The organism is Sphingobacteriaceae bacterium GW460-11-11-14-LB5, assembly GCA_002151545.1.
Taxonomy (GTDB): Bacteria; Bacteroidota; Bacteroidia; order Sphingobacteriales; family Sphingobacteriaceae; genus Pedobacter.
On record CP021237.1, the window covers coordinates 2,577,958 to 2,602,769 of the forward strand.

Consider the following 24,812-nt stretch of genomic DNA (forward strand, 5'->3'; position numbering starts at 1 on the left):
AAACTGCTGCCTTATTAAACCAATATTGCATCTGAAACTTCCTCTTCAGCCTTATTTTCCGATAATATCTTAACCGTTTTCAAAGTAGATTCTGCAATTTCTGTTAAGGCCTCTTGTGTAAAAAAAGCCTGATGTCCGGTGAGCAAAACATTCGGAAAACTGATTAATCGCTGAATATCATCATCTCCAATAATACTTCCGGAAAGATCTTTAAAAAAGAGCTGTTCTTCCTGCTCGTACACATCGATTCCCAGTGCAGCAAGCTGCCCGGTTTTTAGGGCTTCAATTACCTCTCGCGTATTAATCAATCCACCCCTGCTTGTATTGATTAATGTCACCCCTTTTTTCATCGTCGATAAGCTATTCGATCCAATCAGGTAATGGTTCTCTGGTGTAAGCGGGCAATGCAGCGAAATCATATCCGCTTCTTTTATGACTTCATGAAACGGCAAATACTCTACGCCTGCACTTGCTAATGATGCATTCACAAAAGGATCAAAAGCCATTACGCGGCAACCAAAACCAAGCATAATTTTACAGAAAGCAGTGCCAATTTCCCCGGTACCAATCACCCCTACTGTTTTTCCAAAAAGATTAAAACCCATTAAACCCGAGAGTGAAAAATTCTGTTCACGTACACGATTATAAGCCTTATGGGTTTTACGATTTAGGGTAAGCAACATGGCTACTGCATGTTCTGCAACGGCTTGTGGCGAATAAGCCGGAACACGGCAAACACGAATGCCGTGTTGTTTGGCCGCATTCAAATCCACATTATTAAAGCCTGCACAACGCAAGGCAATAATTTTTACCCCCTTTTGTGCCAATGTAGCGATAACCTCAGCCGTAAGTTTATCGTTTACAAATACACAAACCACATCAGTACCAGCTTTTATCGCGTCGGCAATATGAGGTCCGAGATGGGTTTCCCAAAATTCCAGTTCAAAATCATAATGTTTGTTAGCACTTTCAAAAAATTCATGGTCGTAAGGCTTCGCAGAAAAAAATACAATCTTCATATGGTTAAAAATACGGATTAAATATGGCTTTGATGTGCTGCTTTGACTTCTGATTGCTAATGTTCATGTCCAAAATCGAATAATAGTGTCCCTTTAAAAGTTTTACCATCAGCTTTGTTTTTCTGACTCTGAGGCCCTAATAATAAAGCTGACTGAAACTTAGTACCAATGGCACTTATCCCTTTTAAGAAGCCAATGCTCCCTTCGGGAAAGGCAGGTTCTACATTGTTATTGCTTAATGCCGCAGCTTCGCGGGCAGGCCTGAACATTTGCAGATAAGTATCTTGATCGGGTATATAAACGGTAAACGGGGCTTCCTTATTTTCTATAGTTACCCAGTTCACTTCTGCATGATAACCTTTAAACTCAGGATATCCCCAGGTTTCGCCGGTGATTGAATTATTATAATCCTTATGCCAAACCCCAAACTGCTGTCCTTTTAATCTGTTTTTCCAGGCCCGGTATGGGCCACGGCCAAGGTATTTCATCCCAGTAGTTTTATCCTCCGGATAATTAAAGGTAATGCCCATAAAATCAGCCTCGCCCTGTTGGTTAAACTGGTATTCGAGTTTTGCCAGCTTTCCAGGCTCGAATGTCCACCTGGCATGCAAACCACCTGCACCCTGGTAGTCAGACTCGACGATATACTTTGCTCCTTCTGCCCTATGATTAAAATTTTTCAATTCGGTATTTACACCGGCTAACACCGGACCTTTTGACAAAGAAATAACCGTATTGCCTTTAAGCACTTTCTGCAGATACCCTGTTGACTTTTCAAAATAATAGGCAATATCATCCTGTTTAATCACAATCGATTGATCAGTTTCTTCAGCTTTTACGCCCGAATTGGATACAATCGTTTTTTGCTTATCTACAATTAAAGCCGCAGTATTTATCGGCCAGCTCCAGGTAAATATTTCCTTCTTATCGGCCCCATAAGCGGTTAGATATAAAGCATCGCTTTGTGCCCACGATTTTGGCAAAGCCAGATCGAGCAAACCTTTTTCTCCAGGTTTAAGCTTAGAAGTTGCCACCCCACTGGCCTTTACCATAGCCTTTGTTCCAGCATCATCAGCTAACGGAAAAGTAACTAATTTCCATTTAAAAGTGCATTGATCAAGATTGGTAAAACTGAAACGGTTCTCCATGGCAATTTTACCTTTAAAATCTTTGTCAATTTTTGGCAGATCCACAAAAACAGGAGACCAGATCTCTTTTATGGTGTAAAAACTGGCTTCCTTTTCGCGATGCGGCCCAACAATTCCATCAGGCGCATGGTTTCCATCACCATCATAAATACCGTTTTTATCTGTCCGGATTACATTTTCATCCACCAAAGCCCAAATGAAACCACCAGCGCCATGTGGGTGAATGAGCATCTGATTCCAGAAATCGTCTAAAGCGGCACCGGCACCCCCATCGTAAAGGCCATGCATAAACTCTGTGGGAAAGAAAACTTCCTGGCCTGAATTAGCCGCCTTAACCATATAATTATAATCCGGATAATGTTTGGTATCGGTTCCGTTAAACTTCTCCCAGGGATGGATTACGGTACGTTTCTGCGGATCGTATAAGGCATAATCATTATCGAGGTCAGTATTAAATCCCCCCTCGTTGCCATTGGCCCAAAATATAATAGAAGGATGGTTTACATCCCTGATGACAAGTTCTTTTACCAGCCTGTGCCCAACGGTATTATCGTATTTTGCCTGCCAGCCTGTTAACTCATTAATCACATATAAACCTAATGAATCGCAGACATCCAGAAATTCTGCATCTGGTGGATAATGCGACATGCGAACGGCATTCATGTTCATTTCTTTCATTAACTTCACATCCATTAAATGTACCTCAGGACTTAATGTACGTCCGCTTTCAGGCCAAAAGCTGTGGCGGTTAACACCTTTTAAAATCATTTTCGCTCCATTAACATAAAAACCGTCGCCATTTCGCAGTTCAAGTGTCCGAAAACCGAACTTTTGTTTCACCTGATGAATAATCTGCTGTTTATTCCTGATCCGCACCACTACCTGATACAGATTAGGGAATTCACTGCTCCATAATAAAGGTTTGGAGAAAGTAGAATTCAAGGTTTGTATACCCTTTTCTAAATTCACCTTCACAGCAAACGCTTTACCTAGGTTTTCACCATTTATTTTTTTTACCTGGGCTTCAAGAATATCGTCAGCAGCTAAGTTTTGGCCATAAACATCCAGCTGAAAAGTCCCGTCGGCTTTAGCATTTACCGCCACCCTTTCTATAAATTTATCCGGAACCGTTTCCAGGTAAACCGGGCGGAAGATGCCGCCAAAAACCCAAAAATCACTTGTTCTTTCTGCTTTATTAATGGAAGTATTTGCCGACATCTTATCAACCGTTACTTCCAGTAAATTCTGCTCACCGGGTTTTACCAGCGAGGTAATGTCATATTTAAAACGATAAAATCCGCCCTGGTGCAAATCTCCGGCCAGTTTTCCGTTAATGCTTACCTTGGTATCGGTCATAGCGCCTTCAAAAACCAGGAACACCTTTTTCCCAGTAATTTTACCCATCGGAAATTCATAACGATAGATGCCCTGTTCGTTGGCTTTAACTTTATCATGCCCGTAGTTGTAACTTCCAAAGCCCTGTAATTCCCAGTTAGAGGGCACGGGTATTTTAGTCCATATGCCGCTTTTACGACCGGCTGTACAATAAAAATCCCATTGTTTGGTATGATCTTTATCCGTTCCGGAAAGATAGGTTTTAGTAGTTTCCTGCGAAAAAATCGAGTAAGAAACCAATAGTAACAATAGTGGTAGTAATCTTTTGATCATGATATACTTGGTATTAGCCTTAAAACAACGCCAGTTTTGCACCTTTAAATAAAAATTTTTGGTTTTATTAAACCGAACTTTTACAAGATAATGGATTTTGTGCTTAGATAAGATTGCCTAACCAGCATTTTACATCTTTCATCCTTCAGGACTTAAAAAACATTAAAAATTTTATAATTTTACGAAGAACCCTAACCGATCTACTATGAAAGACAACAAGTTATCCGAACTTACCCTAACCGAATTAAACAAACAGAAAAAACAATTGAGTGGTATTTTAATTGGAAGTGCTATTGTCATGCTGTTTCTTATTGGTGCACTTTTATATCTGATTGTTAAAAAACAAAACTTTGTATTGCTTGCCATTATTCCGGGCCTTATGCTGGTTTGGTTACCCGTGGTAATTAAATTAAGTCAGCTAAATACCGAAATAAAATTACGGAGTTCAGAGACAAATTAAAGCCCGCAAAAAGCTAAATGGAGACTACAAATTTAAAAGATGGCGACTACTGCACGGTAGTTAAAGGAACGCATATCGGTAAATCTGGCAAGGTGAGCGATATAAATACCAGTAAAACAGGTCACATTACAATTACAGTAGAACAAGACAACGCCATTAGGTTCAAAACCCTTGGCAGAAACGTGGTATTACAAGAGCACACAAAATAGAATGCCCTGAAATTAAGCTGGAATCTTAATTTAAAATACCATTCGTTCGTTTATTTTGGATAAAAACTCCATCTTTTATACGAATTACACCTTCATGATCATAAATCGATCATTTTGCCTGATAACCAGGCGAAAATCACCACATTAACCGATAAAACAGCCAAAATTAGTAACATGTTGATTACGCTGAACAGTGTTAGCACGCTGCTCCGTACTTTTATGCCACACACAAATAAACTCATGAGGGCTTTTACTAAATCGATTTGGCTACTCCTGCTCTTTGCAGGTATTTTCACAAACAGTAACGCACAAAATTATACCGTAAAGGGTATTGTGCTTGATACCGCAGGCTTACCACTTCCTGGTGCGGTAGTGAGGATTAAATTCGGTGCTGACAGCATAGGCACCTCTGCCAATCCTGATGGTACATTTGCATTAGATAAAATTAAATCCAAACAGTTTACCTTATCAGCAGCTTTTATTGGCTTCGACACCTTTATTAAAAAGTATGTGATCGAAAAAGGCAATAGTTTAAATATTACTGATATCAGGCTGAAGCCATCATCAAATACACTCGAGGGCGTAGTGATTTCAGGCGTCCCTCCTGTTAAAGTAACTGAAGATACCGTGAGTTTTAGTGCCAAGGCCTTTCCAGTTAGGGATGGCGATGCTGTTGATGAAGTACTGAAAAAATTACCCGGTATTAAGGTAGATAAGGATGGTAACGTAACCAGTCAGGGCTCGCCAGTAACCAAAATCCGTGTTAACGGTAAAGATTTCTTCGGAACAGATGTAGCCACAGCCATTAAAAATCTCCCGGCAGATATCATCAAAAACCTACAGTTTATCGACGATTATGGCGATCAGGCCAAACTTACCGGCATTAAAACGGGTGAGCCGGAAAAGGTGCTGAACCTAACCATTGAAGAAGATAAAAAGAAGGGTTATTTCGCCAGGGCTTCTGCAGGCGTGGGTAACTCCGATCGCTACAATACCAATATCAGGGGGAATAGCATGAAAGGTGAACAGCAGATTTCATTCGATGGAACTTCGGCCAATGCCAATATGCGTGGCGGAGGCGGCGATGGTATTACCACCAGAAATATTATCGGCCTAAACTATAAAAATGAGTTTAACACCAAACTCTCTGCAGATGCGGGATATAATTTCAATAACAATAAAAACAACACCATTAGTTCTACCTATACACAAAGTGTGTTACAAGATGCAGGTCAAAATCCGTTGAGCAGGCTTGAAGATGCCCGAAACAACAGTAAGAGCGACAACTATAGCCATTGGTTTGGTGGTAATTTGGAGTATAAAATAGATACGATGAATTACCTAAAAATTTCTCCAAACTTTTCTTACAACACCAATAGTGGCAATAATACAGGGAGCTCGCTCATCACTCAGGATACCTTGTTTACGCGAAGAGAAAGTAACAACTTCAGTAATTCGAATAATTTAAATGCCCGTACCAATATCTTTTACAATCATAAATTCTCAAAAAAAGGCCGGAACCTTAGCTCCTGGGGGAACATCAATTACACCAATGGCGAAAATTATGGTAATGTATATAACAAGTATATTAACATTCATGCTAACGTAGCCGATTCGGTACTGCAAAACCAGCTGAACAACCAGAATAGCCGGAATTTAGGACTTAATGTGGGTGCATCGTATATGGAGCCCCTTTGGAAGAAAACCTTTTTAGAAGTAAACTATAGCTGGAACCGATCATCAACAAATAATTCGAGGGATGCTTATGATGTGGCTAATGGTAACCAGGTATTTAACCCGAACCTCAGCAATATTTATGATTATCAGTTCATCACCAATAAAGTGGGACTGAATTACCGTTATATTGGTGAAAAACTAAACTATACAGTAGGCCTTAATGCACAGCCTGCATTGCTTCAGGGGCAGAATTTAAGTAATGACATTCAAACCGTTAACCGAACTTTTAACCTCATCCCTTCTGGTCGGTTTTCGTATAAATTTTCTAACCAGGAATCGTTAGATGTTAATTATTGGGGAAGAAATAACCAACCTGGATTTTTACAATTGCAGCCTATATCCGACAATTCGAACCTGCAAAACGTTGTTACCGGAAACCCAAACCTGAAACCCGAATTTATCCACAGTGTCAATGCGCATTACAAGCAGGCCGATTGGAGTGCAGGAAAAGTAATAATGGCCAATTTCAAGTACGAACGCACTATCGACAGGATTGTAACCACTAAACAGCGCGTACCTGGTACGGTTAATCAGCTGACCAGCTACACCAACACAGACGGATATTACACTTTACAGGGTGATTACGACATCAGCAAGCCACTTTCGCCTGAGCGAAAATTTACCATAGGCTATTCTGGTTCGGGCCAGCTGAACAATAACATTACTTTTACCGATGATAGCAGAATAGAAGCACGCAATATGGCCTGGCGCCAGGAACTCGAATTTAGGGTAGACCTGAAAGATATTGTCAACTTTGAAATAGAAACTTCGTATTCCCAAAACCTGACCAAATATTCGAATGACACCTTTACCGACCGCCAGTCTAATCGCTTTGAGTGCGGCATAGAAGGTCGCAATTATTTCTTTAAAGATCTTACCCTGGGCTACGATTTCACCAAGCAAATTAACTCAGGTTTCGATAATGGTGCAGTGCGAAATCCAACATTGCTTCGTTTATCAATGGAATATAAGTTTATGAAGAATGATATGGCCGCTATACGTGTAGAAGGATTTGATCTTTTTGATCAAAACTCCGGCATATCAAGAGATGTTTTCGATAACGTAATTGTAGACAGGCAAGTTAACCGCTTAGGCAGATATTTTATGTTATCTCTTATTTATAGGGTACGTAAATTTGGTGGTTAAGATTAAAAATCAGCTGTGTTTATCTTCTTAAATCTGCGGGAAAACTAAGTATTAAGTGCTCCCGCAGATTACGCTAATCCCGCAGACCCCATTACATCGTCCATTTCCCATCTTCCATCTTACATTCCCCATCTGCCATCCTTACATCCCTATCCCTTCTCTATTCCCGTTTTGGTAGCCACTGGCTTTTTCTTCCTAAAATTTGGAAAAGTCATTGGGCTTTTGGCTGGTCGTTCATCGCCTAATAACACACCCCATTGTTTAAATGATTCTGTACGGTCAAAAATAATTTTGAGTACAGCCACAATGGGTAGCGCGAGGAACATCCCCGAAACACCTGCTATACTGCCACCAATAAATACCCCAAGAATGGCAAATAAAGCATTTATTTTTACTTTAGAGCCTACAATGCGCGGCATCAAAATGTTATTATCTAAAAATTGAACAAATGCAATAACTCCTAAAACGGTAATCACTGGCCACAATTCTTGCGATGAAGTAAGGGTTAACAGCACCCCAATTAAGTTACCAATTAAAGCGCCCACATAAGGAATCAGGTTTAATATGGCGAAGATCACCCCAATTAATAAAGCATGTTTGATACCAATTAACATTAATATCCCGCCCAGTAAAATGGTCATATAGGTGATCTGGATCAATAATCCGATTAAGTAACTTTTAATGATCGATTCCGTTTCATAAATCGCTTCTTTCACTTTTGGGTGATCATCGGTTTTAAACCACATGAATATAAAACGCAATAAAATGTCTTTATAAAAAAGCATCAGGTAAATATAGATGGGCAATAAACCGATAAATACAAAAATGCCACTTAACGTTACAGCGGCACCACCAGCTAGTGAGGTACCCATGTTCATCAGATCGTCGCTTTTAGTTTGTATAAAAGCTTTTTGCTGCTTATCGTCGTAATGCGTAATGCGACTGATCCAATCGCTCAATGAATTAATATGCTGTGTTACATTCGATTTTATCTGTGGAAAATCTTTAACCAAAATGCCAATCTGGTTCGAAAAAAACCAAACGATCAAGGCTACAAAGAGCGCGACCAATAAAATGGATAGAATAATGGCTAATGATTCGGGTATTCTTTTTCGTTTTAAAAAGCGATATACCGGTAACAACATAATGCTGATAAAAAAAGCCATCAACATGGGCATGATAATGTCTCTTCCGATTACCATAACGGCTACAATGGCCATCAGCCCCAATAATTCTATCGATCGTTTAACGGTCAGGGGTAAATTGTTCGTCATAAAAGCTTATTCTGATTTGAGGTTTAAACACCATCGGAGTGAAAATGTTTTAAATAATTAGTTGTTGGTTTGGCGTGGTTGGTGCTGCGCGTTTGGCGGTGAGCGTTTGGCGTCAATTCATCGGTTCAAACAATTAACCGATTAAGCAGTTAGCGGTGGGCGGTGAGCGCTTGGCGTCAATTAACCGATTTCAACAATTAACCATTTAACCCCAGCTTAAAAAAATTACTTCCCTTACACGATATACCCATAGATTAGCCTTATTTTTGCAGCTTTAATACCGAACATGAACAATCAAGATACCATTATTGCTTTATCTACTCCTTCCGGTTCTGGCGCCATTGGCGTAATCCGTTTATCTGGTCCGGAGGCTATTTCATTGACCAATGCAGTATTTGCAGGAAAAGATTTAGAAAAGCAGGCCTCGCATACTTTACATTTTGGTCTGGTTAAAGATGGCGATCATATTGTTGATGAGGTTGTTGCGGGTTTATTTGTTGCTCCTAAATCGTATACTAAAGAAAATGTGGTAGAAATTTCCTGCCATGGTTCTAATTATATTATCCAGCAGATTATTAACCTCTTGATTAGCAAAGGTGCACGTGCTGCCAAGCCTGGAGAATTTACCTTGCGTGCTTTTTTAAATGGTGCTTTCGACTTAAGTCAGGCGGAGGCTGTGGCCGATTTAATTGCTTCCAATTCGAAAGCTTCGCACGATGTGGCCATGCAACAGATGCGCGGTGGTTTTGCCAACGAATTAAAAGGCTTACGCGAGCAATTGATCCATTTTGCATCAATGATTGAGCTCGAACTCGATTTTGCTGAAGAAGATGTAGAGTTTGCTAACCGCGAACAGCTAAAAAACCTGGTCAACAAAATTAATTACGTTTTACAACGCCTCATCTCCTCTTTCGAAATGGGAAATGTGATTAAAAACGGTGTTCCAATTGTTATTGCAGGCAAACCTAATGTGGGTAAATCTACCTTATTAAATGCCCTCCTGAATGAAGAACGGGCTATCGTTTCGGATATTGCCGGAACTACCCGCGATACCATTGAAGATGAACTGACCATTGGTGGCATTGTTTTCCGTTTTATAGATACGGCCGGAATCCGTGATACAGCCGATATTATTGAAGCTTTAGGGGTAGAACGTACCTTAGAGAAAATGAAACAGGCTAAACTGATCATTTATATGGCCGATGCTGCTCAAAGTATTTCAGAAATTGAAGAGCAGATTCGGGGTTTGAAGCAATTGGCTATCCCATATTTAATTTTAGTGAATAAAGCCGACCTCATGGCAGACGCACAGCGTAAGGCTTTCGAAGCTTTAGAAGTTGTTTTTATTTCTGCTAAAGAGAAACAAGGTATCGATGAATTAAAAACCACCTTACTGGAACAGGTTAACTTGCATCACATAAATACCAGCGAAACCCTAGTGACTAATATCCGCCATGTAGAAGCTTTAAAACAAACCGAACATGCGTTGCAAAGGGTTTTGGCCAATGTAGATAATCCGGTAACCTCCGATTTCTTAGCCATGGATATTAAACAGGCGCTACATTATCTTGGTGAGATTACAGGTACAGTGACTACTGATGACTTGCTGGAGAATATATTTACGAAATTCTGTATCGGGAAGTAATTTATTTTCCGAAGCTTTCTATTATATTCATATCGACTGAATAATTAAGTATTTAAAATAAAAAGTAATTATTGTTAAATACTTTGAGTTTGTTAAAGAAATCAGGGCTTAGATTCCAAGCACAGTTTTTTAAGAAATTTCAAATGTTATTTATGAAAATCTATTTATAATCCATTAACTTCTTACTTGGTTTATAAATTCTAGAAATAAATTTTGATTAATAATTTGATTAATAAATTAATGTCTTACAGATAGAAAACTTAACTCAGTTTTTTGTTAATAACTTTCATTGGATAAAGCGCTCAATTCTTTTGATATTGAAAAAAAATTAACTTCATGAATATTCTACACTTAACAGACTTTCACTTTAAAACATCATTACACAACGAATTTAAACAAGATGCGATTGTTGAAAATATTGTAAATCATATAAAAAAACAAAACATATTAATCGATTATATTTTTTTCACAGGAGACTTAGTTTTTTCAGGTACTAAATCAAATGATTTCACAAATGCGGCTGAAGTTCTCATCGATAAACTATTATCAGCCTTAAATATTCCAAAAGATAGATTTTTTATCTGTCCAGGCAATCATGATGTGGATCGAACCAAGGTTAGCCCCGCAATAATTTCAAGAATTGATAATTTAAAAACGAATGAAGAATTGGAAGCATTCGTTAAGAAAAAGGATATTGATTACCAATCTAGTTTGTCTCCATTAGAAAATTATGAACATTTTGCGAAACAGTATTTTACTACAACCAACAGATTTGACACCATAAGCTTTGGCTATTCGAGTCACATAAGGACACATTTAGGTAAAAGCGTCGGAGTGATATGCTTAAATACGGCCTGGAGAGCCATTGGTGACTTGGACGAGGGTAATTTAATTGTACCTATTAGCTACCTTCAAGAAAGCTTAAAATTGATTAGCAAATGCGACATTAAAATCCTTTTACATCATCATCCAATATCTCAATTTAAGTTATATAATCAATATACTATTGAAGATTTAATTCATAATAATTTCAATGTATCTTTTTCTGGACATTTACATAAAAACAATACTTCCGTATCGTATACTTCAAAAGATGGAATCTTAAAACTTGCATCAGCAGCAGCATTAGCAGATAATGATGGATCTAAAATAGGCTTCACAATAGTAAATATAAATCTGGATTCTTTCAAAGTTAATGCTACTTGTTATAAATACGATGCTCAAGATGAAATATTTTATGATACAAAACCTCTAGAACTTCAAATCCCAATTGATTCAGAAAAAGCAAAGCAAAATAAATTCAGACAAAGATTAAGGGCTTTATATAGTGAAGAACTAGAAAATGCTGACGATCTTTTTCTTAAAGGAAAGAAAGACAAAGATAATAAAGGCTTTATTGATTTGTGGACCAGTCCTGTAATCAGTTCAAAGAGTGCCGAAGAGGTCAAAAAGCAAAACTCAGTTAAAATAGTTGAAGTTGAACAAATAATTAAGTCGAATGTTAACTTTTTAATAATGGGAAATGACAAATGTGGTAAAACCTCGTTATTAAAAAAAATACAGCTAATTTGCTTAGAGGATTATAATCACTACGAGAGAATTCCTATCTATTTGGATTTCAAGAAAATTGAGAAAGAAGAGCATTTGGAGGGGAAGTTTGTAAAAGATTTAGCCTCATATTTTCAAGTAAATAAGGCAGCGGTTAAAGATATCATGGAGAATGAGACTGTTATGCTACTTATTGATAATATGGACTTTAGAGATGATGAAAATATAAAATGGTTAGAAGGAATTGTAAAATCTTTTAGCTTAGCTCAAATTATAATTTGCACTGATCAGAATTCTGGATCGAAATATCAAGAACTAAAAATTAATACATATAGTGTTAAAACTCTTTATTTCCATAGTCTTAAACCCAAGCAGTTAAGAGAATTAGCAGATAAGTTTTATGGCAGTTCAGAAATCAGCAAGGTTGAAGTAATAAATAGAATAAATCATATTTTTGGTATGTTGGCTATACCATTTAATTTTTGGAGTGTTTCATTATTTCTATGGGTTTTTAAAGATTCCAGAAAGGATATTACAAACGATGTTGATTTGGTAGACTTATATATTGAATCAATACTTGAGAGAGAAAAACTAATTAAAAACAAGGGAAGTTTCAGCTTTGAAAAATACAAACAATATTTAGCACATCTTTCAAAATTTTTACTTGATAATAATGAAAATGCATATTCAGCTACAAGTGATAACATTTTAGAATTTACTGCTAAATACTTGGCTTCAAACCCACGTAATGATACTGATTCTGCAACAATCTGGTCATACATAACCGATAAGGGGATTATAAAAGAAGTTGAAAACAAAAGATATGCTTTTAGACTGAATGGTGTATTTGAGTATTTCTTAGCTCATTACTTAAAATTGGATAAGGAATTTAGAGAAACTGTTATCAATGATAATAATGTTTATCTAAGTTTCAAAAATGAACTTGAAATGTATGCCGGCTCTAATCGTGGTGACGAAGATTTTGTATTGAAGATTTTTAATAAGACAAAAGAGATATTTGCGGAAATAAATCAGGCATATTTAACCGAAAATATTGATAATGCATTAACACAGCTAGATACTGGAGAAATAGCATTACATCTAGAAAAAAATCACACAGATTTGATCAGGAGCGTGATGTCTAATGAACAGCTAGATGACATTGAAGAGGTCGAGGAAAGTATCTCAACTATAAGTATTCAAGATAATTGTGAAGTTAGATTAAAACGTTTTTTACCTATTGACCAAAACAATATTGTTTCCCTAGAGAATTCTCTCTACATATTAGGAAGGGTTTTTAAAAATGCAGATGATATAACAAGTACAGATCTCATAAACGAAATTTTCGACTATATTATTGATACTACGGTAAGCTGGGGATACAAACTCTTTCAATCATTTAATAGCGATAATTCAGGATTGAGTGAAGAAAAAAATAAAATGGCAGCACTTGTTAAATTGATGCGTCAAATGCTCCCAATTATTGTTCAAAGTAGAATATCTGATATGATCGGAGCAAATAATTTGCAAGGTATAATTAAAGATAAATTACATAAACTAAAAACCAGTAAAGAAGAAAGTCAATTTAAAAAATTCATATTGCTTTATACACTTGCTGATATCGATTTATTGAAAAATCATGAATATATCAAACAAAGTATTTCAGATATAAAAATACCTGTACTTAGATATTCTATTTTAGTTAAAATTCTGTACTATTATAATTTTAGAACGCTTGAGTATTCACCATCTAATAAAGAAAAAATCTCTAAAACTTTACAAGGATATTTTGCTGAGGCTGGGCCTAAATTTAATAGTAAATTGTATACAAAAGATTCTGTAAGTAAAACATTCCAAACTTTAGAAAAGCTGAAAACTGTTAATGCTAAGCTTAGTTAATAATTGAGATAAAAAAACAGAATACTTATTTGAGAAATTATTAGCTAATTGTTTTGTATTTGTTATTTTGTAATAGTAATTAATTTTACTATTACAAAATAACTTTTTGTATCGGGGAGTAATACACGATTTAAAGTAAGAGGCTATGGATAAAGCGTTTTATTTTCTACTTCTTTCCTTTTACACAACATACACTTTCAGAATATCATAAGCAAATCTTAAAATTGTTCCGAAAACAACGATCAGAAAAAATACACGCACAAATTTATTTCCTTTAAGCAAGGCTAGTTTTGTACCGAAGAAAGCACCCGTTAGGTTAAAAAGTGCCATTGGGATGGCGTATTGAAACAGGATATGTCCTGTTGAACTGAAATAGATAATGGCTGCCAGATTAGTCGCCATATTTACAATTTTGGCATGTGCACTGGCACCTATAAAATCGAAGCCCAGTACAGCAATAAAAACCAAGATCAGAAAAGAGCCGGTACCTGGTCCGATTAAGCCATCATAAAAACCAATCAATATTCCAAATAAAGCAGCCATTAAAACCTGTTGTTTAAGCGAATGGTCTTTCTCCTGGTGGATACCAAATTGTTTATTAAAATAGGTATAAAGTGCAACTAAAATCAGCACAACAAGGATTACCGGTTTAATGACCGAATTATCGATCCTACTCACCAAAAACGCCCCCATCAATGCGGCTAAAAATGCAGTAAGCACACAGGCAGCAAGCACCTTGTAATTAAAACTAACCTGTTTAGAATATTTGAAAGCGGCCAGCGTTGTACCCGCCATTGATGGGATTTTTGTAGTTCCTAAAAGCGTAGCCACAGGATAATGTGGTAAAATAAGTAAAATGGCGGGAGTTTGTAATAAACCGCCGCCACCTACAATAGCATCTATAAATCCGGCAGCAAAAGCCACCAAACAAAGTAAAATCAGTTCGTTAACCACTAATTAAATTTTTAAATCAATACTTCCGAATTCATTACCGCTGGCTTCAGCCAACAGTAACTACATCCGCTCTGGCGAAGTAATCCCTAAAATCAGCATACCAGCATGAATAATATCAGCTGTTTTTTTGCTCAGGTTTAAACGGAACTGTTTCACTTCACCATCTTCAGTTTTTACAATTGGCGGTACCTCATGATAAAACTTGTTAAACAGTTTAGCCAGTTCGTATAAATAGTTGGCCAAACTTGCCGGACTATAAGCCTTAGCTGCAATAGCAATTTCTGCAGGGTATTTCGCCAATTGCAGAATCATTTCCAGTTCCACATCCGATATTCCTGAAAACTGCTCACTACCAACTGCAAACTGATAATCCGATTTACTCAACAGCGATTTAATCCGTGCATGTGTATACTGGATAAATGGCCCTGTATTCCCCTGGAAATCGATACTTTCAGCAGGATTAAACAATAAACGTTTTTTCGGTTCAACCTTTAAAAGGAAATATTTTAAAGCACCTAAACCAATATTTTTATATAACTCTTCTTTATCTGCTTCGCTAAAATCGTTGGTTTTACCCAATTCTTCCGTTTTCTCTCGGGCGGTGGTTACCATGCTTTCGATTAACTCATCCGCATCAACAACTGTTCCTTCACGGCTTTTCATTTTTCCGTTTGGCAAATCAACCATTCCGTACGATAAATGGTATAAACCTTTCGCCCAGCTTTTGCCCAGTTTCTCTAAAATCAGGAACAATACCTTAAAGTGATAATCCTGCTCATTTCCTACCACATAAATCGACTCATCCATATTGAAATCGTCGTGTTTCATTTCGGCAGTACCCAAATCCTGCGTAATGTAAACCGAAGTCCCATCGGCACGTAAAACCAGTTTCTGGTCTAAACCGTCGGCAGTTAAATCGATCCATACCGAACCATCTTCCTTTTTAAAGAAAACGCCTTTGGCCAAACCTTCATCAACCGTACCTTTTCCTAACAGGTAAGTATTGCTTTCGTAGTAAAATTTATCAAAATCAACCCCAAGGTTTTTATATGTTACATTAAAACCAGCGTAAACCCACTCGTTCATGGTTTTCCAAAGCGAAACTACTTCCTCATCACCTTGCTCCCATTTCAGCAGCATTTGTTGCGCTTCTTTAATCAACGGTGCATTTTTCTTGGCCTCTTCTTCAGTTTGTCCTTCCGCTTTTAACGAATCAATCTCTTTTTTGTATTCTTTATCAAAAATGACGTAATATTTTCCAACCAGGTGATCGCCCTTTAAGCCAGTGCTTTCAGGTGTTTCGCCATTACCCCACTTTTGCCAGGCCAACATCGATTTACAGATGTGGATACCACGATCGTTAACCAGGTTTACCTTCACCACATCGTAACCGTAAGCTTTAAGCAGCTCAGAAACCGAGTAACCCAATAAATTATTACGCACGTGCCCCAGGTGGAGCGGTTTATTGGTATTTGGCGAAGAATATTCGACCATTACCTTTTTACCGTTAGGTGCATATACACCAAAATCGGGCGATAAAATTTCTTCGTTAAACTGTTTTAAGAAATAACTTTCAGCAATGCTTAAGTTTAAAAAGCCTTTAACCACATTAAATTTAGTGATATCGGTTACGTTGGCAACCAAATATTCGCCAATTTCTGTAGCAGTTTGTTCCGGCGATTTCTTAGAAATTTTGGTGATCGGAAAAACAACAATCGTTGCCTGTCCTTCAAATTCTTTACGGGTTTCTTGTATGTTGATTACACTTTCGGCTACTTCTTCCTTATAAAGTTCAAAAATGGCTTTCTGTGTTTCGGCAATAATAAAATTCATGTGCCAAAAATATGTAAAAAAGGTGGAAGGTGAAAGGTTTAAGGCGGAAGGTTTTTGAGCTTTCAAAAGGCTTGGAAAGCTAAGTAGTGCCAATCGGTTCCGATAGTCCTTCTTTCCGCTATAGTCCCGATTGAAGGAATCGGGAGCTGCCGCTTCAATAAGGTTTAAGGATGTGGGTGCTGTGCAATAAAAAAGTCGGGAGTCCGATGTCCGGGGTCGGAAGACAGAATACCTATAAATATAAATCTCATTGGTCTTCTAACTTTTCCAGCACCTATTTTCAAACTATATCTTCGGACTTTCGGACCCCTGGACTTTCGGACTCTCAAAAATTCTAATAGATTTGCAATAACTAACTTTTTTATGAGCGAGCAGAACCCAAATTTTAAAGTGAGCGTAAACACCGAAATCGGCAGATTGCGTAAATTATTAATACATAGTCCTGATAGTGGATTAGGCAAAGTAGTACCCTCTAAGGCACAAGATTGGCTTTTCGAAGATATAGTACATTTAGATACCATCCGTAAAGGCGAATACGATTATTATATTAAATTGTTGATGTATTTTCTTGATCCTGATAAGATTAAAGGAAAACTGAGCGATATAGATTCGGAAGCATCCAACCGTAATTTTTATAAACCCAACCACCCCGATTTTCACAATTCTAAATCGGTAATCGAGATTCAGAATCTGTTGAGCGAAATGCTCGAAAACGAATCCATCCGCAAAAAACTGGTTGCTGCCGTTTGTGCGATTGAAGGCTGTACCTATAAAGTACAGTTAGCGTTAACGAATACCGATCCGAAACAGTTGGCTGAGATTTTCATCTCCGGTACACTGGCCGACGATACGATGATTTTTGCACCGATCCCCAATTTAATTTTCACCAGGGATGTAGGCACCACAATTAATAACCACATTCTGTTAAACAAACCGGCAAAAAAAGCCCGTGTGCGCGAAACGCTTTTAATGCGTTATATATTCTTCAACCATCCTTTGTTTGAAGATTACCGCAATAACATTCTCGAAATTCCGGATGTAACCATGCACTTTTTAAGACCAGGCGATGAACCTGCTTTCAGCACCACTTTAGAGGGTGGCGATGTGATGATGGTGAGTCCTAACCACGTATTAATCGGCTGTAGCGAGCGGACATCAGAGCATGGTGCCAACGAAGCGATTAAGTTATTGTTCGATCAGGATGTGGTCGAAAAAGTTACCGTGGTGAAAATACCGAGCAAACGTGATTACATGCACCTGGATACTGTTTTCACGCAAGTTAAACGCAATACCTGGGTAATTTTGAATTCGATTGCGCATTCACCAAAATATAATCCTTATGAGCCGATCAACTTTTTAAAAGAACCCGAAAAACTGGAAGCGACTACCGCCATTCAGTTTACTAAAGCCAATCCAAGCGAGCCGAAACACTTCAAACATGTAGAAGCTTTATTAAATGATATTAGCCAGAACGACTTAAAAAGCACCGAACCTACTCAGATTATTTATAGCGGAAACAATCAGTTCCCTTACGATTCGCGTGAGCAGTGGACAGATTCCTGTAACCTTTTAGCCATTAAAGATGGTGTGGTTTTAGGTTACGACAGAAACGATAAAACCGTTGAGGCCTTTAAAACTGCTGGCTTTGATGTAGTGGATGTAAAAGATTTGATCCAGGATTTAGAAAGCGGTAAAGTAAATGTCGAAACCATAACCGATACGTTGATTTTAATGCCTTCGGCAGAATTATCACGTGCCCGTGGGGGTTTCCATTGTATGAGTTTGCCGATATTAAGAGACAATATTTGAGGTTTAAGGCGTAAGGTATAGGGTTTAAGGTTAAATTTGCCTATAGTATAAATGCCTGATATTTAATGAATACTTTTGGGGCAGTATGCAACCTTAAACCTTACGCCTTTTACCTTTCACCATTATGCAGACTACCAACCATATCCTCATGATCCGCCCTGTTGATTTTAAATTCAACGAGCAAACGGCGGGAAATAACAAATTTCAAGTTGCTTCTACTGAAACCAATGTACAAACAGAGGCTTTAAAAGAATTTGATGCCTTTGTTGATTTACTACGAAAAAATAATGTTGATGTGACAGTGGTTGATGATACCTTACAACCAGAAACACCTGATTCTATTTTCCCCAACAATTGGGTTTCCTTTCATGAGGATGGCTCAGTATACCTTTATCCGATGTTTTCTGAAAACCGAAGATTGGAGCGCAGAAAAGAGATTTTGGATGGTTTAAAAGAAAACTTCGAAGTTAACCACATCAGCGATTTAAGCTTTTACGAACATCAGCATGCGTTTTTAGAAGGCACAGGAAGCATGGTATTAGATCGCACCAACAAAATTGCTTATGCCTGCTTAAGTGTGCGTACCGATGAAGAAGTGTTAGACAATTTCTGCATGCTGACCGGATATGAACCGGTGGCATTCCAGGCGGTTGACGAATCGAATTTCCCGATTTACCACACCAACGTGATGATGTGCATCGGCGATCGTTTTGCAGTAATTTGCCTGGATTCGATTAAAGATCCTGAAGAAAAACTGAATGTTACCATTAGTTTAAAAGGATCAGGAAAAGAAATTATCGAAATCAACCTGGAGCAAATGAACAAATTTGCAGGCAACATGTTACAACTTACCAACGCAGATGACGAAAGTTTATTGGTGATGTCAGAACAGGCTTATCTATCCTTAACTGCTGAGCAGATTGTTGCGCTTGAACAATATAGCAGAATCATTTATGCACCGCTTTATACCATCGAAAAAAACGGCGGTGGCAGCGCAAGGTGCATGCTGGCTGAGATACATTTGCCCAGTAAATTGTAGGCATAAAACAAATATTGGTAAGTCACCAATCCCATAAATCTATTTTTAATGGAATCAGATTTAACAGAAAAAGAATTGCGATTGGCAACCTTCATGAGTGAAATTTCAGAAAATTGCTATTCTGCTGGTTGGATGCAGAATTTAGAATATGAATTATGGTATGCCCTAATAAATGGAGAAAGGAAATACGGACAATCTTACATCACAGAAGCTGATATTTCCACATTGCTTAAGCTTTCTACAGATGCGGATGCCTGGATCGTATATGATGACGATAAAGGGGAAACAGCTTTGAGCTTAAAAAAATGGACGGAAAAGTTTAATAAGGATGTGGAGCAAAATAAAGTAATTATAAAAGGTTAATAACTTTATTAGCTAATGTTTCAACGAACCATTGTATTTTTGCCACGGAAGCTCGGAGCGCACGGAAAATCTGTTGCATAATTACACTTGCTAGTAAGCCACTAATAGCAACACCGACCGAAATATATAAACCTGATAGAATGAAAAGCCCGCAAAGCCGATCCTTAATCGGCAGCGGACTTGTAATGAATAGCAGGACTAACCCAAACCTACAATAACAGGAACCAGCTTTCCAAATGATCGGCAACATTCCTTTCTTTTTCTATCAAACAAAACCTTTAAATTATAAGAACAAAGATTTCTCCGCTACAGGCTGTAACACAATGCCTGTTCATTCCGATTAGTTTTATTACTTTCGCCAAAAATCCAGTATCAATATGTCTTTAGTACAAGAATTACAAACCCGTTCGGGCAATAAATGCGAATTATGCACTTCTGAAACCAATTTATCGGTGTACGAAGTGCCGCCAAGCAGCAATGCCAATAGCGATAACAGCATTTTAGTGTGTAAAATCTGCTTAGATCAGATTGAAAAAACGGAGCAACTTGCTCCTAACCATTGGAAAATATTAACAGAAACCATGTGGTCGGAATTTGCCCCGGTACAGGTTGTGGCCTGGCGCATGTTGAGCAGGTTAAGGAATGAAGGCTGGGCAGCAGATAGTCTGGATATTTTATACCTTGAAGATGAAACTTTGGAATGGGCTAAAAAAACCGGCGACCACGAGCAAGATGGAACAGTAGAATTTCATCAGGACAGCAACGGCACGCGTTTATTTGAAGGGGATACGGTGGTTTTGGTGAAAACACTGGATGTTAAAGGCTCAACTTTGAGCGCTAAATTGGGTACTGTAGTTAAAAACATCCGCTTAGTTCATGATAACATCGAACAAATTGAAGGTAAGGTAGAGGGACAAACCATTGTAATTTTAACGAAATACCTCCGCAAAGGTTAATATGCTATTTGGTTCCATAGCCTGTATCATATTTATGAATCCATTCTAACTTTATTTGTGTTTATTTTTCCCGCTCTCTGCCGCGGGGGCATGGTAGTTTTTCGCAGATTATGTTGTTTTTATTTGTGCTCAAGAATGCTGGCGCATTTTGGAGCGCCAAAGTACCCAAAGCGCTTTGTCAATCCGGCAATGTGGTTCCTCACCGCCCACACTAATCAAAAAACAGCAGCACTTTGTTTTGTGTTCAATTCTCCTAAAAGATTAGAATCAGCATTAGGAACACAAAACCACTGCGTTTAAGGTTTGGTAGTGCTATTTGTTCTAATCTGCAACTGTTTTTTGATTTTCCTGCCACTTGGGATTGACAGCGTTCTTCGGTAACACCCGTTGTTTATTAAAGTTTGGTTAGCAAAACGTATAAAAAATCAAAAGATTTATCCACACGATAGGCTGAACCGGGAAAGGTAACAGGAACGCTTTACAGGAGCATTTAAACAGGTCCTTCGACAGGCTCAGGATGACAATCTATAATTGATTTGCCGCTTGCTGTTAACCTTAAATAGCAGCACCAACCTAACCTCAATAAACCTGATCGGAACGAAGATCCCGAATGAAGCATTGTTGCTTATTATTTTTTGGTATGCTTGCTTGTTGCACAGGTTTCTTCGGGATAAAGTGGAGCGCAGGGCCAAACCCAAACTACAAAAAACCGGAACCTGCTTTCCAAACCCTTAAACCAACTCCTTATTACTGCTTGTTTTCCAGATTGTTAACAAAACAAGCAACCTGTTTTTTTGCTAAAAACAATTTGTACTAAAATTTTGTAGTTAGGCTAACGGTTTCTCTACAGTAAAAATATTTTTATTAAAGATTAATTCTCGATTTAAAATTACATTTTTGCAAAAATTATTTAAAAGTAAATGCAGAGTTACTCAGAATTTCTTGATCTAAGTGTTGGTTTCCCTCAGGAGGGCTTCGATGTTATAGATGATGAATTATATTTTCAGGATTTAAACCTGATGGAAATGATCGAAACTTACGGTACTCCCCTACGTTTCACGTATTTACCAATGGTAAGTAAGAAAATTCAGCAGGCGAAGATTCTTTTCCAAACCGCTATTTTAAAGAACAATTATCGTGGCGATTACAAATATTGCTACTGTACAAAAAGCTCGCATTTTAAGCACATTGTAGAAGAAGCTTTAAAAAACAACATCCACCTGGAAACTTCTTCGGCTTTTGATATGCCAATGGTTGATGCTTTAGAGAAAAAAGGAGTGTTAACGAAAGATACCACCATCATCTGTAACGGCTTTAAAACCTATCAGTACAAACAATATATCATTGATATGTTGCATGATGGTTATACCAATATTATCCCCGTTTTAGATAACAAAGAAGAATTTAACCTTTTTGATGATGAGGTAGATATTGATACGCCTTGTAATTTGGGTATCCGTATTGCCGCTGAAGAGCAGCCAGATTCGCAATTCTATACTTCGCGTTTAGGCGTTCGTATGGAAGATATTATCGATTTTTACAACAATAAAATCGTTCATAACCCTAATTTCAGGGTTAAATTATTACACTTTTTCATTAACTCTGGTATTACCGATTCGCCATATTACTGGAACGAGTTAGAGAAATACGTAACACTTTATTGCAAGTTCAAAAAAATCAATCCTGATTTAGATACCCTTGATATTGGTGGCGGTATGCCATTTAAAGATTCGTTGGTGTTTGATTTCGATTACGAATACATGGTAAACGAAATTGTAAAAAGGATTAAAGAAATCTGTGCCATCCACGATGTAATGGAACCAGATATTATTACTGAATTTGGCAAATATACTGTTGCCGAGGCTTCTGGTATCCTTTATAAAGTATTGGGCCGTAAACAACAGAACGACCGTGAGCGTTGGTTAATGTTAGATGGTTCTTTCATTACCAATTTACCTGATGTTTGGGCACTAAACCAAAAATACATTTTATTGCCGATTAACAACTGGGATGCTGAATATGAACGGGTTAACTTAGGTGGTATTACCTGCGATGGTCAAGATTATTACAACCAGGAAGCTCACATGAACAGTGTATTTATGCCTAAAACGCGTAAAGTACAGTATTTAGGTTTCTTCCATACTGGTGCATACCAGGAAGTATTGAGCGGATATGGTGGTATCCACCATTGTTTATTACCTAGTCCTAAACACGTTTTAATCCGCAGAAACCGCGATGAAAGTTTCAACTTCGAGGTTTTTGGAGAAGAACAGAACAGTAAACAGGTATTGAAAATTCTGGGTTACTAATTCAGTTTGCAGTTTTCAATTCTCAGTTTGGAGCTCTTCCAAATAAACTTTCCACAATGAATTAAAGCGAGAACAAGTTTCTTATTTTTACAATATATAAATACCTTAGTTAAATAAACTAAGGTATTTTTTTGCCTTTAACCTTTTACCTTACACCTAAAAACCTTTAAAAATGCAATTCGGTAAAGTAGACGACCCCTCAATTATAGATTATACGCTTCCTGCTGATGCGCCTGAAACAGCAGCAATTTTAGCAGCCAATAAACCTAAACAAGCTTTTAAGGCTTACGTGGGTTGTGCCAAATGGAATAAGGCTGATTTAAAAGGTTTTTATCCAAAAGGGACAAAAGATGAGCTGACTTACTATTCTACTCAATTTAATTCCATTGAGCTAAATGCCACTTTTTATGGTATGCCAAGTCGTGAGCAGGTAATCACCTGGACACAAAAAACACCTGCAGATTTTAAGTTTTTCCCTAAACTCACCAACACCATCAGTCATTTTAAAAGATTGATCAACGTTAAAGAGCCTGTAGAGCAGTATTGCGATGCCATCAGTAACTTCGAAGATAAGTTGGGTATGGCTTTTCTTCAGCTGCACGATAATTTTAAACCTAAAGATTTCGAAAGGTTAAAAACCGTAATCAATGAGTTTCCAAAAGTTATTCCTTTGGGCGTTGAGGTGAGAAATGGCGAATGGTTTTCGAATCCCGCCATTGCCAATGAGTTTGCACAATTGTTTCAGGAAAATGGTGTAGCCAATATTATTGTTGATACTGCGGGCAGAAGAGATATGTTACATATGCGTTTAACCTCACCTACGGCCTTCGTACGTTTTGTAGGCGCCAATTATGATGATATTGATAAAAAGCGCTTAGATGATTGGATTGAAAGAATTGTAACCTGGAAAGAACAGGGATTACAAAACCTATATTTCTTTGTACACCAGAATGTAGAACTATCCTCTCCGCTATTTTCGGCTTATTTTACGGAGAAACTGAATAAGGCTGTAGGGACTGATCTAAAAATTCCGGTGATGGCCAATCAGGCTTCGCCAGGTTTATTTTAATTTTTTACGTTACGTCATTCCCGTGCATGCGGGAATCTTAATGCATTTTACATCAGGCACTAAGATTATCTTCGATGAGCACTTCGTGGTTCCCAATCAAGTTGGGAATGACGATCTTACTGTTAGTCGAGATTTGCAATCTCGATTAAATGAACTATGGATTTATAATCCAATTAAAGATTCGAAAGTCGGGATTGCAAATCCCGACCAACAATATTTACTGTTTCCTATAAACCGTTTCCGTCGCTTTTGCCTCATCCCCTTCCGGCGAAACATTGTAAGCCGTTAATATCATTTCATCTGCACTGATAATCTCAAGTGTTGTTCTCCAGCCCCAAAGCTGCTCGCCATATTCCGGACTCCCATATTCGCCAAAAACTGAAAAACCATTTGTCGTAGCTTCACCGCTCGAAAGCATGATCTGTGTCCCCATGTGGAAACTATCGACCCAGCTTGTGGTGAATCTTTGGTAAGGAATGTCGAAACCGATAATCATTTTGCCTTCAAAAGCTTTTCCTTCCAAACTTCCCTGATAATCGAAAGAAATAAAACGATTACCCAGGATAGCAGTAATGGTTGCTTCAGCCGGAGATTCATCTGCCAGTACATCTTTTTCAAACCAGGTTTTGGTTATGCCTTTCCAGTTACCCATTAAACTTTGAAGCTGTTGGTGAGCACCATCTATTAGAGATTGCTCGAATTTACTTGTCGCCATAATCCAAACTTA

General features: G+C 37.8%; 19 protein-coding genes. 12 read left to right on the plus strand and 7 right to left on the minus strand.

The window, feature by feature from the left end; translation table 11 throughout:
* Positions 1 to 14 precede the first annotated feature (14 nt).
* Both CA265_10425 and CA265_10430 read right to left on the minus strand, forming a co-directional pair.
* A complete protein-coding gene (locus CA265_10425) occupies positions 15 to 1,019 on the minus strand; it encodes a hydroxyacid dehydrogenase (GenBank protein ARS40040.1) in 1,005 nt (334 codons plus the stop codon).
* 56 nt (positions 1,020 to 1,075) lie between these two features.
* On the minus strand, positions 1,076 to 3,835 hold the full coding sequence (locus CA265_10430; GenBank protein ARS40041.1) for a hypothetical protein: 2,760 nt from the start codon (positions 3,833 to 3,835) through the stop codon (positions 1,076 to 1,078).
* 205 nt (positions 3,836 to 4,040) lie between these two features.
* Between CA265_10430 and CA265_10435 the strand changes: the two genes are divergently transcribed.
* The 3 genes from CA265_10435 (at position 4,041) to CA265_10445 (ending at position 7,387) form a co-directional block, all read left to right on the plus strand.
* Positions 4,041 to 4,295, plus strand: coding sequence for a hypothetical protein (locus CA265_10435; GenBank protein ID ARS40042.1), 255 nt, complete (start codon positions 4,041 to 4,043; stop codon positions 4,293 to 4,295).
* 17 nt (positions 4,296 to 4,312) lie between these two features.
* Positions 4,313 to 4,504: an RNA-binding protein gene (locus tag CA265_10440; protein ID ARS40043.1), complete on the plus strand. Its 192-nt coding sequence runs from the start codon at positions 4,313 to 4,315 to the stop codon at positions 4,502 to 4,504.
* A gap of 114 nt (positions 4,505 to 4,618) precedes the next feature.
* Positions 4,619 to 7,387: a hypothetical protein gene (locus CA265_10445; protein ID ARS40044.1), complete on the plus strand. Its 2,769-nt coding sequence runs from the start codon at positions 4,619 to 4,621 to the stop codon at positions 7,385 to 7,387.
* A 149-nt stretch (positions 7,388 to 7,536) separates the two neighbouring features.
* Here CA265_10445 and CA265_10450 read toward each other — a convergent pair whose 3' ends face one another.
* Positions 7,537 to 8,661, minus strand: coding sequence for an AI-2E family transporter (locus CA265_10450; protein ARS40045.1), 1,125 nt, complete (start codon positions 8,659 to 8,661; stop codon positions 7,537 to 7,539).
* Between the two features lie 286 nt (positions 8,662 to 8,947).
* Here CA265_10450 and CA265_10455 point away from each other — a divergent pair, with 286 nt between their 5' ends.
* Together CA265_10455 and CA265_10460 are read left to right on the plus strand one after the other, a co-directional pair.
* Complete coding sequence (locus CA265_10455) at positions 8,948 to 10,306, plus strand: tRNA uridine-5-carboxymethylaminomethyl(34) synthesis GTPase MnmE (GenBank protein ARS40046.1); 1,359 nt, start codon at positions 8,948 to 8,950, stop codon at positions 10,304 to 10,306.
* A gap of 336 nt (positions 10,307 to 10,642) precedes the next feature.
* Positions 10,643 to 13,753: a hypothetical protein gene (locus tag CA265_10460; protein ARS40047.1), complete on the plus strand. Its 3,111-nt coding sequence runs from the start codon at positions 10,643 to 10,645 to the stop codon at positions 13,751 to 13,753.
* Between the two features lie 180 nt (positions 13,754 to 13,933).
* Here the strand turns inward: CA265_10460 and CA265_10465 are convergent, their stop codons facing one another.
* Both CA265_10465 and CA265_10470 read right to left on the minus strand, forming a co-directional pair.
* Entirely contained in the window at positions 13,934 to 14,707 is a 774-nt protein-coding gene (locus CA265_10465; GenBank protein ARS40048.1) for a hypothetical protein, read from the minus strand.
* A gap of 60 nt (positions 14,708 to 14,767) precedes the next feature.
* Complete coding sequence (locus tag CA265_10470; GenBank protein ARS40049.1) at positions 14,768 to 16,540, minus strand: arginine--tRNA ligase; 1,773 nt, start codon at positions 16,538 to 16,540, stop codon at positions 14,768 to 14,770.
* A 363-nt stretch (positions 16,541 to 16,903) separates the two neighbouring features.
* Between CA265_10470 and CA265_10475 the strand changes: the two genes are divergently transcribed.
* The 3 genes from CA265_10475 to CA265_10485 all read left to right on the plus strand — a co-directional run bounded on the left by CA265_10475 (position 16,904) and on the right by CA265_10485 (position 19,751).
* A complete protein-coding gene (locus tag CA265_10475) occupies positions 16,904 to 18,349 on the plus strand; it encodes an amidinotransferase (GenBank protein ARS40050.1) in 1,446 nt (481 codons plus the stop codon).
* Between the two features lie 124 nt (positions 18,350 to 18,473).
* Positions 18,474 to 19,388: an amidinotransferase gene (locus CA265_10480; GenBank protein ID ARS40051.1), complete on the plus strand. Its 915-nt coding sequence runs from the start codon at positions 18,474 to 18,476 to the stop codon at positions 19,386 to 19,388.
* A gap of 48 nt (positions 19,389 to 19,436) precedes the next feature.
* The gene (locus tag CA265_10485) at positions 19,437 to 19,751 is read left to right on the plus strand and encodes a hypothetical protein (GenBank protein ID ARS40052.1); all 315 of its coding nucleotides are present in this window, start codon (positions 19,437 to 19,439) and stop codon (positions 19,749 to 19,751) included.
* On the opposite strand, the gene CA265_10490 is transcribed toward CA265_10485, so the two are convergent.
* On the minus strand, positions 19,738 to 20,001 hold the full coding sequence (locus CA265_10490) for a hypothetical protein (protein ID ARS40053.1): 264 nt from the start codon (positions 19,999 to 20,001) through the stop codon (positions 19,738 to 19,740). The genes CA265_10485 and CA265_10490 overlap by 14 nt on opposite strands.
* A gap of 127 nt (positions 20,002 to 20,128) precedes the next feature.
* Between CA265_10490 and CA265_10495 the strand changes: the two genes are divergently transcribed.
* The 4 genes from CA265_10495 (at position 20,129) to CA265_10510 (ending at position 24,085) form a co-directional block, all read left to right on the plus strand.
* Positions 20,129 to 20,707: a PhnA protein gene (locus CA265_10495; protein ARS40054.1), complete on the plus strand. Its 579-nt coding sequence runs from the start codon at positions 20,129 to 20,131 to the stop codon at positions 20,705 to 20,707.
* A gap of 543 nt (positions 20,708 to 21,250) precedes the next feature.
* The gene (locus CA265_10500; protein ID ARS40055.1) at positions 21,251 to 21,442 is read left to right on the plus strand and encodes a hypothetical protein; all 192 of its coding nucleotides are present in this window, start codon (positions 21,251 to 21,253) and stop codon (positions 21,440 to 21,442) included.
* A gap of 185 nt (positions 21,443 to 21,627) precedes the next feature.
* Positions 21,628 to 23,016, plus strand: a complete 1,389-nt coding sequence (locus CA265_10505) for an arginine decarboxylase (protein ID ARS40056.1) — start codon at positions 21,628 to 21,630, stop codon at positions 23,014 to 23,016.
* Between the two features lie 172 nt (positions 23,017 to 23,188).
* Entirely contained in the window at positions 23,189 to 24,085 is an 897-nt protein-coding gene (locus CA265_10510; protein ARS40057.1) for a hypothetical protein, read from the plus strand.
* Positions 24,086 to 24,302: 217 nt separating this feature from the next.
* Here the strand turns inward: CA265_10510 and CA265_10515 are convergent, their stop codons facing one another.
* The gene (locus tag CA265_10515) at positions 24,303 to 24,800 is read right to left on the minus strand and encodes a hypothetical protein (GenBank protein ARS40058.1); all 498 of its coding nucleotides are present in this window, start codon (positions 24,798 to 24,800) and stop codon (positions 24,303 to 24,305) included.
* Between the last annotated feature and the right edge of the window lie 12 nt (positions 24,801 to 24,812).